The sequence below is a fragment of the Nostoc flagelliforme FACHB-838 genome, assembly GCF_014698065.1.
GTDB lineage: Bacteria > Cyanobacteriota > Cyanobacteriia > Cyanobacteriales > Nostocaceae > Nostoc > Nostoc flagelliforme_B.
The window spans coordinates 1-15,095 of sequence record NZ_JACJSI010000148.1 but is presented as its reverse complement, the minus strand read 5'-3'; the positions used below and the strand labels follow the sequence as shown (position 1 = coordinate 15,095).

Here is a 15,095-nt window from a genome sequence, read left to right as displayed (position 1 = left end):
TTTTGTAAATTCTCTTTCTGTAATTTACTTAAGTATCCTTTGGCTGGCATAGCAGTAAGTCCACGAGTTTATTTAATTTACATTTTATGCAAATTAGATGTGGAACAGCTTATCAACCAATTGCCCAAATAATTCTTGACCTGGAGTCAGATAGTTAATATCTGTTTGGATTTGTTCTCGCCATTTCTTACATTCTTTGTTGAAAAAATCTTGCCAGAATTGGGGTCTATTTCCGTTACCAGGGGAGAAGCAAAGTTAAAGTATCCATGATATAAGAAAAAAGCACAGTTAGCTTTTAGCAATTTTTGATTTAGTGTGACATTGTGAATATTTTCATTAATGCCGAGCAAAATTGCTGACTTGTTAGCTTGGTCTTGCTTCAAAATATTAGCATCAGTGAACTGTTTTTTAATGGCTGTAACTGTTCCTAAATCTCTTTCGTAGCCTTGATATAAATCTTCTGTGGGGTTTTGGATGGCAAAGAAAGATTGAAAATCAAGACGTTGGCGCAGTTGCACTTGTTGCAGAAGTTGACAACTAGGTGCATAGCCTACGCCGTTGGGCAATAAGTCAATTAGGTATGATTCTTTGACAGGTAAAGCATGGAGAAAAAACAGGTGTAAGTAGCGATGAGGAATAAGGATTAATCTGTTGCATTGTTTGGGTACTTGGTCTAAGATTTCCTCAAGATGCAGAATTTCTGCTAACTTTTTCAGGTGTTCTTCTAGCTGATTCTGCCATTGAATTTGATCTTGGTCTTCTGGGTTATAGTAGTCACCGAGATATTTCATTCTCCAATCAATTAAGGCATCTAAGTCTTGTTTATTAGAATGCCAGATTATTGGCTTGTTGTTGTCGCTAATGTGGAACAGCTTATATGCTTCTATGTCTCCATTGATTAATCAAATTGCTCTGTAGCATTAATTACGAATTAGTAATTATTTGGTCAAGTATGCTCCCTGCGACGGTGATTAGCAGCTTGCAATAACAGAGATTCAGCAAAGGCGATCGCATCGCTTGCAGATTTACCACCAGCTAACTGCGCTAATTCTTCCCGGCGAGTGTTTAAATTATCCAAGGTAGTAACTCTGACAACAGTACGCTGTTCAGCATTTCCATTGTTAGCTTTTTTACCTTTGCCTTCATTAATAGTTTGCTTATCCACACGGAAATGCCGATCGGCCATTGCCGCAACTAAAGGCTGGTGGGTGACACACAATACTTGGTTGCGTTGACTTAGCTGGTGTAATTTTTCTGCGATCGCTTGGGCTACCCTTCCCGAAACCCCGACATCAATTTCATCAAATACCATTGTCCCAGCCACGTCAACTTGAGAAAAACAAGCTTTCAGAGCTAGTAAAAAGCGGCTCATTTCCCCGCCAGAGGCAACTTCCGTTAAAGGTTGTAGTGGTTCTCCAGGGTTGGAACTAAATGTAAAGGTAATTTTATCTGCTCCCATCGCAGTTGGGAAAGCTGGTAATATTTCAACCAGAAACTTTACCTTTTCCATCGCTAGGGGCTTGAGTTCAGCTATCAAACGTGATTCTAAATTAGCAGCCGCCTTACTCCGCATTTGAGTTAACTGATTACTTGCTTGGGTGAGTTTTTCAAAATACGCCTTTTCTTGCTGTTCCAACTTTTCGATAGATTGTTCGCTGTCATTAAGTTGGGCTAATTCCTCTTGGATACGTTGGTAATAAGCGATCGCTTCTGTAAGCGTCGGCCCATACTTACGACAAATTTGCTTTAATTCCTGAATCCGTTCTTCCACCTCTTCCAATCGGTGCGGATCGGCTTCCAAGCCATCCCCATAAGCATTAATCTGCCTTCCCACTTCCATCACCGCAGCTTGCGCGTCCCGCACCAATTCCAATAGGTGTTGTAGTTGGCTATCATATTCCACCATGTCATTTAATATCGTCTCACTGTCTCCCAATAAATCAGCTGCGGCGGGAGTTTCATTATCGTTTTGATACAAAGCCTGATAGACCTTGTAACTCATTTGTTGCAAATCGACGACATGATTTAGGCGTTCCCGTTCTTGTCCCAACGGTTCCAATTCATTAGGTTCACTAAGGTTTGCTGCTCCCAATTCCTGCACTTGATAAGTGAGCAAGTCGAATTGTTGCAATCGTTCCCGTTCTGATGTCCGGCGTTTTTCTAATGCTAAATGCGCCTGTTGGTAACTACTAAAGCTTGTAGCGACTTTATGACGCTGCTGCATTAGAGAGTCGCCGCCATATAAATCTAACCAATCGCGGACTTGGGCAGATTGTCCCACTTGCACCGTTTGACCTTGGGCTGTAATTTCCACCAAGCGTTCGCGCATTCCGCCCATGATCTGCCGATTTACCAACACACCATTCACCCGCGATCGACTGCGGATATTACTCCCAGTCGCTGTGATTTCTCGGCTAATCACTACTGAATTTTCATCAAGCAAATCTATTTCTTGTTCAGTCAACCAAGCTGCTAAGGGGGCATTTGAAGTGAAAGTAGCTTCTACCATTGCCCGACTTGTCCCCGTGCGAATGACTCGACTAGACACTTTACCGCCCAAAGCGGCATCAATCGCATCCAAAATAATCGATTTTCCAGCGCCGGTTTCACCTGTTAACACATTTAGTCCCGCACCAAATTCCAATTCTAGTTGGTCAATTAGGGCAAAGTTTTCAATTCTTAGGCAAAGCAACATCAAGCCAAGTTCTCCATGAGGGCAGATGCCGGATACTTCTAATTTACAAGATAATAAGTCTCATCTTTTAGCAACTAGCAATACCTAATACTATTGAACTAGTATGCCCGTTTAAGTGTAGCAGACCAGTGGGGACTGGGTACTGGGGACTAGAAAAAACTAGTTCCTCAATTAATGCCCAATGCCTACTTGCCCTGAGGCTTCGCGTAGCGTCTCGCAGAGAAGGGATGCCCCATTCCCAATCCCTCAACATATTGTTACAATACTTAATGTGATCGTTCTGACTGGTGGCCTTTTTCATGATTGTTAAGACACTTCCCCCTAGTTCCCGACCAATTCAGGAGGACAGTCGCAACGGCACAAATAGCCGAAGCGAACTGGACGTTATTGATATAGTGCCAGAAGAAAATGGTACACAAGGCTTGGTTGTGCGTAATCCTAGCCCGTCGCAGACATCGCTAAAACTATTAGCTGCCCAAAAGGTGAGGATAACAGCCGAACCTCAGACGCTTTACGATCCCGTGAGTATAGCGGCGCATTATCAAAAAAGACCCTTGCAAGTTGTACGGCGGATTTTTGCCGTGTTGGGGCCGACTTTATCATTTGCTTTTGGGTTATGGTCGGATAGTAAGCGGGGAATTGTCGTCAAAAATGATCGCCGCCGAGCCACTCAGCTACGAGTATTGCTGACCCAGTTGGGGCCTGCTTACATCAAAATCGGACAAGCTTTGTCCACCAGACCGGATCTTGTTCCTCCTGTATACCTAGAAGAATTAACTAAGCTACAAGATCAATTACCGCCTTTTCCTAACGAAATTGCTTATCAATTTATCAAAGAAGAACTAGGCGCACCTCCAGAAGAGGTTTATGCCGAACTCTCGGCCCAGCCAATTGCTGCGGCTTCCTTGGGGCAAGTCTATAAAGGTAAGCTAAAAACTGGTGAAGAAGTCGCCGTTAAAATCCAACGTCCCGACTTAAGAGAGGGGATAACCATTGATTTGTATATTTTGCGTAACCTCGCTGCTTGGGTGCAAAAAAAGGTCAAACGGGTAAAAAGTGACTTAGTTGGTATTCTCGATGAATTAGGCGATCGCATCTTTGAAGAGATGGACTACATCCACGAAGGTGAAAATGCTGAAAGATTTTTCGAGTTATATGGTCATATAAAAGACGTATATGTGCCGAAAATTTACTGGGAATACACCAATCGCCGCGTCTTAACGATGGAGTGGATTAACGGTACTAAATTAACCCAGACAGAAGAAATTAGCGCCCAAGGCATAGATGCTCGTTATCTAATTGAAGTGGGTGTGCAGTGTTCCCTGCGCCAGTTGCTAGAACATGGATTTTTCCATGCAGATCCTCACCCTGGTAATTTGTTAGCTACTACCGATGGCAAATTAGCTTATCTCGACTTTGGGATGATGAGCGAGATTAAGCCACCACAGCGTTATGGTTTGATTGAAGCGATCGTCCACGTTGTCAACCGCGACTTTGAAGGATTAGCAAAAGACTACGTTAAATTAGATTTTTTATCACCAGAAACCGATTTAACACCAATTATCCCAGCTTTTGCGAGAGTCTTTGCTGATGCCGAAGGAGCTAGTGTTGCCGATCTTAATATTAAAAGCATCACCGATGAACTATCGGCTTTGATGTACGAGTATCCTTTCCGCGTACCGCCCTATTACGCCTTAATTATTCGCTCCCTTGTGACACTCGAAGGGATTGCAATATTTATAGATCCCAACTTTAAAGTTCTCAGCGAAGCTTATCCCTACGTTTCTAAACGCCTGCTAACCGATCCAGCACCGCAATTAAGAGCATCATTGCAAGATTTGCTATTTAAAGATGGCAGATTTCGCTGGAACCGCTTAGAAAACTTGTTAAAAAATGCGCGTAATAGCCAAGACTACGACTTTAATCTAGTGCTGAATCAGGGGATAGAATTTCTATCATCTGAACGCGGCGCTTTCATTCGTGACAAGCTAGTAGATGAATCTATTAATGGACTCGATGCTTTAGGTAAAAATGTTTTGCATAACTTTACCTCCTTGTTGCGGGAACGGGTAGGATTGACAGCAGTTAATGAAATTCCATCGGCGACCGTTGAGCAACAACAAACCTTAGAGCACATCAAACGTATATTAGGTATTCTCCAAGAAACACGAGGCTTTGAGCCAATGCAACTTGCGTCCCAAATTACCCAGTTATTGGTAAATTCAGATGTACAGCGCTTGGGTCAACAAATTGCTAACCGCTTTACGCAAAAAGCTGTAGCTAGGTTAATTCGGCAATTATTGGCATCGTAGTGAAAGTTATGAGTTGAAGAAGAATATATAATTCAGAATTCAGAATCAAGACATTTTCTACTAGATGCTGTGAAAACGCAGACTCGAAAAGGCTGCACTATCTACCGGTAGCACAGAATTCAATTTTAAATTCTGGCCTCTGACTTCTGAATTATTTATTGTTAAAAACTTTCTTTAAGTCATAAATCATTCACTTTAGCTACCATATAACCCAACTCTTCCAGCTTTTTTAAAACCTTGTTTGCACTCTGAGCAATGCTTTCTTGATTAGTTTTACATTCCACTTCAGGAGAGAGTGGTATTTCATAAGGATCATCAATACCAGTAAAGTGTTTAATTTCCCCGGCTCTTGCCTTTTTATATAGTCCTTTTACGTCTCGCTGTTCACAAACTTCTAATGATGCATTGACGTAAACTTCAATGAAAGATTGAATACTTTGGCGCACTTGTTCCCGAATTTCGCGGTACGGTGAAATGGTCGAAACCAATACAATTACATTATTTCTGGTAAGAAGATGAGCCACAAAGCCAATGCGCCGAATATTCTCTTCTCGATCCTCTTTACTGAAACCCAATCCTTTGCATAGGTTTTGACGTACCGCATCGCCATCCAGAACTTCAACTCTGTATCCCTGTGTCCATAGTTCCTTCTCGACGAATTGACAGATAGTAGTTTTACCTGCGCCACTTAGACCAGTAAACCATACTGTTACGCCACACTCTTGTTGTATCATTTTGTCTCCGTCTTACACTTAAAATGGCACACCAAAAAAAAGTTTTTTTGGGTACTTTCGAGTCAAATAGCAATTTTATTTTTATAATCCTTTCTTAACAAGAATTTTAGGCTTTGCTTGGCGATTTGTGTGAACGTTGCTACTTTTATCTCTACTCATTTCGAGCAAAGTAGTTGCACTTACACGCATTAGACTAAGTATTTAATACATAGATTGGCGATATTGAAGATGGGTATACTTACGCATTTTCTCAAACCTAATGACCACCCTCTTCCCTATGCAAACAAAATTTGCTGACTTAGGTTGCCAATTATTAAAATTTTAACCAAATTTTATATCCAGTATATATACAGTTATTTTTTGCTTAGATAGTCTTTATTATAACAGTAGGTTGCCAAATTAGACTTACCAGTAAAACATTATAAAAAATTAAGATCCCAATGTTTGTAAAGTTTACACAATGCAGCTTTCGGAAGGTGTGACCTGTTATCTGGGGCAATTTTTTTAGATTCTGTTCCTAGATACAGGTTTGTTTATTGACAATGATCGCATATTTAGTAGTCTGTGTGCTGCCAGGATTTTTGAGGGGTTGTGCTGCGTGGGGTATTAGGTCCTAGTCGGACTTTGCCAGATTCGGGAACGGTATGTTTTCGAAGGGTTGCCCATTACCCAACAATTTGAGTGGTTGCTCTGTGGCGTAGCAGTCGTGGATTTGCTGGATGGGCAGTAGGTGAGCAGTGGTAATTCTGAAGTTTACTACAGGCTCTCAAGAAATTTATGATGTGCAGTTTCTGGCTGGTGTACAGCACCCGATGCTTTTGAACCAGGAGCTAAAAGAAATCTGCCAAGCATTTACTGCGCCAGATTTGAACTGCTCACTGCGACCAAGTGCGGTGATTGCTAATGACTAAGGAATCTGTTTAATCAGAGCGTAATTGTTGAAATAAAATTTTTAGTTTTTTAGAGGGTTTTTATGACTGAATTCCAAGTAAATACTGCTGTTATCGGTAATCAATCTAACTCCACAGTAGCGATAGATAAAAATGGAAACTTTGTCATTTGCTGGACTAGTTTTGATCAGAACGGGGTTGGTGGAATATATGCCCAACGATACAACAATGATGGGGTGCGTCAAGGGAATGAATTTAAGGTCAATACCATAACCACAGGCGATCAAAGTATCCCCACAGTAGCGATGGATGCAAACGGGAACTTTATCATTTCCTGGACTAATTTTGATGAGAACACGTCTAGCACTGGGATATATGCCAAACGCTACAACAATGATGGGGTGCCTCAAGGGAGCGAATTTAAGGTCAATACCGACATCAACAGCATTTTGAACCCCACTGTAGCGATAGCGATGAATGCAAATGGGACCTTTGCCATTTCCTGGAGTAAGTTTGATCTAGATGGATCTGATGACGTGCCACCGTTAGAATTACCAATGGCTTTATTGCTGCTCAAGATACCCTTTCCTTCACCAGCCAAAATGGGATTACGGGCAGCTACAACAGCAACACAGGTGTTTTAAGCTTAACTGGCAGTTCCAGCGTTACTGACTATCAAACCGCACTACGTTCCATTACTTATAGCAATAGCAGTGATAATCCCAGTCTCACACCTCGTACCGTCAGCTTTATAGTTAATGATGGGGCGACTAATAGCACTGCCGTTACCCGCGATATTAATATTACGGCAGTGAATGATGCACCTGTTGCTACTGCCACTAACTCTGCCCTGGTATACATTGAGAACGCCACTACAGTCATCGACTCAGCCATCACCGTAAGCGACGTAGACTCTCCTACCTTAGCTAGTGCCACCGTTAGCATTACCAGTGGTTTTATTTCTACTCAAGATACCCTTTCCTTCACCAGCCAAAATGGGATTACGGGCAGCTACAACAGCAACACAGGTGTTTTAACCTTAACTGGCAGTTCCAGTGTTGCTAGCTATCAAACCGCACTACGTTCCATTACTTATACAAATAGTAGTGATAACGCCAGCCTCACACCTCGAACTGTCAGCTTTGTAGTTAATGATGGGGCTGCTAATAGTACTGCCGTTACCCGCGATATTAATATTACGGCAGTGAATGATGCACCTGTTGCTGCTGCAACTAACTCTGCCCTGGTATACATTGAGAACGCCACTACAGTCATCGACTCAGGCATCACTGTTAGCGACGTAGACTCCCCTAACCTAGCTAGTGCCACCGTTAGAATTACCAATGGCTTTATTGCTGCTCAAGATACCCTTGCCTTCACTAGCCAAAATGGGATTACGGGCAGCTACAATAGCAACACAGGTGTTTTAAGCTTAACTGGCAGTTCCAGCGTTACTGACTATCAAACCGCACTACGTTCCATTACTTATAGCAATAGCAGTGATAACCCCAGTCTCACACCTCGAACTGTCAGCTTTATAGTTAATGATGGGGCTGCTAATAGTACTGCCGTTACCCGCAATATTAATATTACGGCAGTGAATGATGCACCCGTTGCTGTTAACGACAACATTACCACAAACAAAAACACGCCTATTATCATTAGCGCTACTACTTTGTTGAGTAATGATACAGATGTCGATGCTAGTAACGTATTGAGCATTACTGACTTTACCCAACCTAGCCAAGGAACTTTAGTTAACAACAACAACAACAATACTTACACTTACACACCTGTCCAAAACTATTATGGCTCCGATGGCTTCACTTACACTATAAGTGATGGGCACGGAGGCAGTAGTACTGCTACCGTCAAGTTGACCATTAATGAAATCACCCCTCCGATTAATGGCACTTTAGTTGCAGACAACCTGACTGGTACGGTGAATATGGATATCATCTCAGGGTTGCAGGGCAATGATACCCTCCAAGGACTAGGTGATAACGACACTCTTTATGGCGGCGATGGAAATGATTCTTTAGATGGTGGTGCAGGGGCTGACAGCCTCATCGGTGGTAAAGGTAATGATACTTACATCGTAGACAACCTGAATGATTCGATTACTGAAGGCTTAAATGCAGGCATAGATTTAGTTAAGTCTTCGGTAAGTTGGGTGTTGGGGGCTAACTTGGAGAACTTGACCCTGACTGGAAGTGAAGCAATCAATGGTACTGGTAACAGCCTTAAGAATATCCTAATTGGAAATACTGGCGCTAACATCTTGATTGGAGAAAATGGCAACGATAGCCTTTTTGGTGGTGCAGGCGATGACACCTTGTTGGGCAGTGCTGGCAATGATACCTTAGATGGAGGTTTGGGAGCTGATAGTCTTATTGGTGGAGTCGGCAATGACATTTACATCGTAGACAACATCAGCGATTCGATTACCGAAGGCTTAAATGCAGGCACAGATTTAGTTAAGTCTTCAGTGAGTTGGGTGTTGGGAGCTAACTTGGAGAACTTGACCCTGACTGGAAGCGAAGCAATCAATGGTACTGGTAACAATCTTAAGAATATCCTGATTGGAAATACTGGCGCTAATATCTTGAGTGGAGAAGATGGGAACGATAGCCTGATTGGTGGTGTAGGCAATGACACCTTATTCGGCGGTGTAGGCGATGACACCTTAGATGGAGGTTTAGGATCTGATAGTCTCATTGGTGGAGCTGGCAATGACATTTACATCGTAGACAAGGTGAACGATTCGATTATTGAAGGCTTAGATGCAGGTATAGATTTAGTCAAGTCTTCGGTGAATTGGGTGTTGGTAGATAACCTGGAGAAGCTGACTTTAACTGGAAGCGGAGCAATCAGTGGCACTGGTAACAGCCTTAATAACATCCTGACGGGAAATAGTGGCGCTAACACCTTAAGTGGAGAAGATGGCAATGATACCTTGTTGGGCGGTGCAGGTAATGACACCTTGTTGGGCGGTGCAGGCGATGATATCTTGGATGGAGGTGCAGGAACTGACAGTTTTAATGGTGGAATCGGCAACGACGTTTACATAGTAGACAACGTGAACGACTCTATTATTGAAGGCTTAGATGCAGGCACAGATTTAGTCAAGTCTTCGGTGAGTTGGGTGTTGGGAAATAACCTGGAAAACTTGACTCTGACTGGAACCAAGCTAATCAATGGTACTGGTAACAGCCTTAATAACATCCTGATGGGAAATAATGCTGCTAACATCTTAACGGGAGGAGATGGTAATGATAGCCTCTTTGGGAACTCAGGCAATGACACCTTATTCGGTGGTGTAGGCGATGATTTACTAGTTGGTGGAATAGGTCAAGATGTGCTGAATGGTGGAATTGGGCTAGATAGCTTCAACTTGGCTGGTAGCCGCACTGGAGCCGATACCCTCACTGATTTTACTCTTGGAGATGATACTATCTTAATTTCCAAGGCTGAATTCGGACTTGTTCAATCTCAGAATACCATACTCGATTCCGGCTTGTTCCGACTTGGGACTAGTGCAATAACAGTAGGCGATCGCTTTATCTACGATCAAACTACAGGAAACCTATTCTTTGACGCAGATGGGATTGGTAAAGCTGCACAAGTTCAAATAGCCCAGTTATCGAACAAGGTAGCGCTTACTAATGCAAATATTACTGTCATCGCCTAACGAAAGCTAACTATTGCTAGCATTGGTAAATTACCCAGTAAGAGAACAAATCAACTCTTGCTGGGTAATCTGTCATAAATAGACGCTTAAATGCAATACAACTGCAAACTTTTAACTTTCCTCTTGGGGATAACCATTTTTCTCGCGTTTGAGGCTTTCTTCTAAGGCTTGAATTTGTTCGCGTCTAGCTTCCAACTCTAAAGAACGCCGCGCTAAGTCTTGGTTTTGCAACGTCAGGGATTGTCGCCAATGTTCTGCTCGTTCGGCTTCGTGCTGCAAAAATTCTGGGGTAATGCCGATGGTGAGGTAGCTTTGTACCAGATGGAGTACCCAGTTGGTGGCATCTTCTAGTCTTTCAATGTCGCCTGTAGAGGAAAGTTCTACTAAAACAAGCAAGTTCTCACTCATGATCTTTCCCTTGCCTAGCAAAATGAAAGCCTCTTCGGGAATTATCGCCCACAAGTTATCAGCTTCTTGACGCGCCAACAAGCGTAACTGGTGCTGCTCTAAAAAATCGTTTTTACGCACCTGGGCTAGATATAGCATGAGGGTCGCTTTGCTCCAATTCAAAATTCAAAATTCAAAATAATTTAATAAAAAAATAGATACCAGAATTGATATTTGGATTTTGTTAATTAATAATGGGTAATTGGGAATTATTGACACTCCCATTACCCATTACAGTTATCCTAAGCCACGCAGGCGATCGCGCAAAATTTCAGCTTGCTTCTGTGCTTCTACTAAAGCGTCCCGCGCTCCTTGTACCACGTCGGCTCTAGCTCTATCTACGAAACTAGGATTGTTTAATCTGGTACTCAGGGATTGAACTTCGGCTTCAGCTTTACTCAAGCTTTTTTCTAGCTTGGCACGCACAGCTTCAATATCTACCACACCGCTTAGAGGAATTAGCACTTGTATTGTACCAATTACACCTGCGATCGCATTTTCTGGTTCTTGTGATTGTTCTAATTCTCTCTGCGGGAAAAAGCGTCTCCATAAACTAAGTCTCGCTTGGGCAGTGAGTAAATTTTGGCTAACAAACCAAGCTGTGTAACTAAAACCAACTAGTTCAAAAAAAGTTCCGAGGATGGGAATGTCATCAATGGCATTTCCCGCAGCTAAACCCAATCTAACAAAGACAATGGCTACAATAATTAAGCCAATTGTCTTCAAACCTCTCTGAGGTTTTTTCGCAGCAACAGTTTGGTTTTCTTGCTTGTCAGCAATGGTTAAAGTCTCAACCTTAGCCAAATCTTTAACATAAGATTGCCCCGCAGTGAGAATTCCCCGCTCCTTTTGGCTCTCAGTTTGCAAATTCGCTGTTACTTTTACCCCTGGCTTAATATCTGCTTCAGCACGCAAATTCCGAATTGTGCGGATAGTAGCAATCAGCAATTCAAACTGTTCTTCCAAAGCTGGATCAATTAAACTCGCATCCACCTGGGGATAGGTCTGTAATGGTAACGTTTGCGGGGAATCTGCTGGTTGTTGGGTGAGAGTTTGCCAAATTTCTTCGCTAATATGAGGCATAAAGGGATGAAGCAGTTTCAAAATCCCTTCCAGTACATAGCCAAGGGTTTGCTGTGCTACCCGCCGCGATGCTGCATCGGCATCTGTTTGCAATCTGGATTTCACTAGTTCAATATACTGGTCGCAGAAATCACCCCAAATGAATTCGTAGAGTCCTTTTGCTGCTTCCCCTAAACCGTAATTATCGATGTAATTAGTGGTTTGTTTGATAACTTGATGATACCGCGAGATGATCCAGCGATCGCTCAATTCTGTGGCTACTGGATTCCCCAATTGTTGCGGCGTTTGTCCATCCAAATTCATCATCACAAACCGGGCAGCATTCCACAACTTATTTGCAAAGTTGCGGGATGCCTCTACAGAAGCTGATTCATCCTTTTTGCGATCATACTCCAGGCGGATATCTTGTCCAGCACCAGCTACTTCTCTAATTAAGGTATAGCGCAGGGCATCAGTACCATATTTGTCAATTAATAACAACGGGTCAATGCCATTACCTTTGGTCTTTGACATCTTCTGACCTTTTTCATCTAGCACCAAACCATGAATGTAAACCGTTTGGAAAGGCATTTGCTGCGTAAAATGCCCAGCCATCATGGTCATTCTGGCTACCCAGAAAAAGATGATGTCAAAGCCTGTTACCAAAGTGGTAGTCGGGTAGTAAGTTGCTAAATCTTGAGTTTGTTCCGGCCAGCCCAAAGTCGAAAACGGCCACAGTCCAGAAGAAAACCAAGTATCCAGCACATCTGGGTCTTGTTCTAACTTGACATTTTCGCCAAATTGTGATTTAGCTTTTTCCCAAGCTTCAGTTTCCGATTTCGCTACGACAAACGGCGTATTATCGGTAATTTGTCCACCCGTTTCACTGATAGCATACCAAGCCGGAATTTGATGTCCCCACCATAATTGGCGAGAGATACACCAATCTTTGAGTTTTACTAGCCAATCACGATAGACCTTTGTCCAGCGTTGGGGGACAAACTCTGGAGAAGTTTGCTGGTCAAGGAATTCGAGAGTGTTGTCAGCTAGGGGGCGAATTTTGACGAACCATTGAGTTGAGAGGAGGGGTTCAATAGGTACTTTACCGCGATCGCTGTAGGGAACGGTATGTTTATAATCTTCTATCTTCACCAAAAAGCCATCTGCTTCTAGGCGAGAAACCACATTTTTTCTAGCAACAAAGCGGTCTTGTCCTTGAAACTCCCCGGCATTGGCGTTGAGAGTGCCATCTTTGTTCATAATGTTGATTAACGGCAGATTGTGACGCTTACCCATGTCAAAATCGTTCGGGTCATGGGCGGGAGTTACCTTCACGCAACCCGTGCCGAAAGTCGGGTCAACGAATTCATCACCAATAATGGGAATTTCTCGTTGTAGAATTGGCAGAGTTAGAGTTTTGCCGATGAGATGTTTGTAGCGATCGTCATTGGGATTAACCGCTACAGCCGTATCACCCAGCATCGTTTCTGGTCGAGTTGTCGCCACCTCTACAAAACCAGAACCATCGGTGAGGGGATAGCGGAAGTGCCAGAGATTTCCATTAACCTCTTGATTTTCCACTTCCACATCAGACACCGCCGACTGGGAAGCTGGACACCAGTTAACTAAATATTCACCACGATAAATTAAGCCTTCCTCGTAGAGGCGACTAAATGCCTCGACAACAGCTTTAGATAAACCCTCATCCAGGGTAAACCTTTCCCGTGACCAGTCCACCGAGACACCCAAGCGTCGTAGCTGATTCAGAATCGTTCCCTCAGACTCCGCCTTCCATTGCCAAGCGCGTTCTAGGAATTTTTCGCGCCCCAATTCGTCGCGAGTCTTACCCTCTTTTTTGAGTTGCTTTTCCAGCATACTATGCACAGCGATGCTGGCGTGGTCAGTTCCGGGTAGCCATAGGGTATTGCGCCCCTGCATCCGGTGGTAGCGCACGAGGGTATCAATTAAGGCACTTTCAAAGGCGTGACCCATGTGTAAGCTGCCGGTGACATTTGGGGGGGGAATGACGATGCAATAGGGTTCGCCGCCTTTGTTGGGGTTAGCTTTGTAAACTTGGTTGTCTTCCCAGAATTTTTGCCACTTGGCTTCAGTGGAAAAGGGGTCGTAGAGACTGGGGAGATTGGGAATGGTTGCGGTCATGCTGGGCAAACTAAGGAAGGACTTTAATAAATTTTGCCATAGGGTTGGAGAGGGATTGATGGAAACGAACCGCAGAGGCGCAGAGAACGCAGAGGGAAGAGAGTTAGGAGAGGAAATGAATCGGCTTACGGGTGAGGTGATTGGGGCGGCGATTGAGGTACATAGGGTGTTGGGGCCAGGGTTTTTGGAGGAGGTGTATAAGGAGGCGTTAATTATAGAATTTTTCAGGTGCGGGATACCTCATGTGGTTGAGAAGGGGGTAATAGTGAATTACAAAGGACATGAAGTAGGCAAGGGTAGATTAGACTTTCTGGTTGCAAATTGTCTAATTGTGGAATTAAAAGCTGTTCAAAATTTAGCCCCAATCCACGAAGCTCAAGTCCTGTCCTACCTTAAAATGACTAATTACCCCTTAGCCCTTCTCATCAACTTTAACGTCCCCCTCCTCAAAGACGGCATCAAACGTATCATCCTCTCTTAATCCCTCTGCGCCCTCTGCGCCTCTGCGGTTCGTCCCCCAAACTCATGAAACACCAAACAACCTCCCCTTGGACATTTATCCCCACCCTATATTTCACCTCCGGCATACCTTACATCATCATCAACACAGTTTCCGTAATCTTTTACAAAAAGCTCGGAATAGATAACACTCAAATTGCCCTGTGGACAAGCTTCCTCTATCTACCTTGGGTTATCAAAATGTTTTGGGCCCCAATTGTCGATACCTACTCTACCAAACGCAAATGGATAATTTACACCCAATTTGCCATGTTCTGCTGCTTGGGTTTGATAGCTTTTTCCTTACAACTCCCAAATTTCTTTTTCATCTCCCTCGCAACATTAACAATAGGAGCATTTATTTCTGCAACTTATGACATTGCCACAGATGGGTTCTACCTCCTCGCTTTATCTCCAGAACAACAAGCCTTCTTTGTCGGGATTCGTTCACTTTCTTATAGACTTGCTGTTATCTTCGGTTCAGGGATATTAGAGGATGTTTTAAAAGTAGGGTAATGTTGTAAGAAAGCTCACAAAGCTTATGCTGAGATTTGTAGAAACCAGCACCTTGTGAGCAAATGACTAAAGCATACCGTAGCAATTTGA

The 15,095-nt window shown here is 43.2% G+C and carries 10 protein-coding genes and 1 pseudogene; 6 read left to right on the top strand and 5 right to left on the bottom strand.

Annotated features, from left to right (window positions below; translation table 11 throughout):
• Window positions 1–146: 146 nt before the first annotated feature.
• On the bottom strand, window positions 147–791 hold the full coding sequence (locus H6G97_RS33750; protein WP_190944785.1) for a CHAT domain-containing protein: 645 nt from the start codon (window positions 789–791) through the stop codon (window positions 147–149).
• 155 nt (window positions 792–946) lie between these two features.
• A complete protein-coding gene (gene recN, locus H6G97_RS33745; protein ID WP_190944784.1) occupies window positions 947–2,695 on the bottom strand; it encodes a DNA repair protein RecN in 1,749 nt (582 codons plus the stop codon).
• A 299-nt stretch (window positions 2,696–2,994) separates the two neighbouring features.
• On the opposite strand from recN, the gene H6G97_RS33740 reads away from it, so the two are divergent.
• Entirely contained in the window at window positions 2,995–5,007 is a 2,013-nt protein-coding gene (locus tag H6G97_RS33740) for an ABC1 kinase family protein (RefSeq protein ID WP_190944783.1), read from the top strand.
• Between the two features lie 179 nt (window positions 5,008–5,186).
• Here H6G97_RS33740 and cysC read toward each other — a convergent pair whose 3' ends face one another.
• Window positions 5,187–5,741 (bottom strand): adenylyl-sulfate kinase, encoded by a 555-nt coding sequence (gene cysC / locus H6G97_RS33735; RefSeq protein ID WP_190944782.1) that lies wholly within the window; start codon window positions 5,739–5,741, stop codon window positions 5,187–5,189.
• Between the two features lie 737 nt (window positions 5,742–6,478).
• On the opposite strand from cysC, the gene H6G97_RS33730 reads away from it, so the two are divergent.
• The 3 genes from H6G97_RS33730 to H6G97_RS54960 all read left to right on the top strand — a co-directional run bounded on the left by H6G97_RS33730 (window position 6,479) and on the right by H6G97_RS54960 (window position 10,322).
• Window positions 6,479–6,652, top strand: a complete 174-nt coding sequence (locus tag H6G97_RS33730; protein WP_190944781.1) for a hypothetical protein — start codon at window positions 6,479–6,481, stop codon at window positions 6,650–6,652.
• A 62-nt stretch (window positions 6,653–6,714) separates the two neighbouring features.
• Entirely contained in the window at window positions 6,715–7,275 is a 561-nt protein-coding gene (locus H6G97_RS33725) for a hypothetical protein (protein ID WP_190944780.1), read from the top strand.
• 167 nt (window positions 7,276–7,442) lie between these two features.
• On the top strand, window positions 7,443–10,322 hold the full coding sequence (locus tag H6G97_RS54960; protein WP_190944779.1) for a cadherin-like domain-containing protein: 2,880 nt from the start codon (window positions 7,443–7,445) through the stop codon (window positions 10,320–10,322).
• A 111-nt stretch (window positions 10,323–10,433) separates the two neighbouring features.
• Here H6G97_RS54960 and H6G97_RS33715 read toward each other — a convergent pair whose 3' ends face one another.
• Window positions 10,434–10,868 carry a hypothetical protein gene (locus tag H6G97_RS33715; RefSeq protein WP_190944778.1) on the bottom strand — a complete coding sequence of 145 codons (435 nt, stop codon included), beginning with the start codon at window positions 10,866–10,868 and terminating at the stop codon, window positions 10,434–10,436.
• A gap of 138 nt (window positions 10,869–11,006) precedes the next feature.
• Complete coding sequence (locus H6G97_RS33710) at window positions 11,007–13,991, bottom strand: valine--tRNA ligase (RefSeq protein WP_190944777.1); 2,985 nt, start codon at window positions 13,989–13,991, stop codon at window positions 11,007–11,009.
• 58 nt (window positions 13,992–14,049) lie between these two features.
• Between H6G97_RS33710 and H6G97_RS33705 the strand changes: the two genes are divergently transcribed.
• Together H6G97_RS33705 and H6G97_RS33700 are read left to right on the top strand one after the other, a co-directional pair.
• Window positions 14,050–14,472, top strand: a complete 423-nt coding sequence (locus H6G97_RS33705; protein WP_190944786.1) for a GxxExxY protein — start codon at window positions 14,050–14,052, stop codon at window positions 14,470–14,472.
• 44 nt (window positions 14,473–14,516) lie between these two features.
• Window positions 14,517–14,981: pseudogene (locus H6G97_RS33700) on the top strand (MFS transporter); the annotation flags it as partial.
• Window positions 14,982–15,095: the final 114 nt, after the last annotated feature.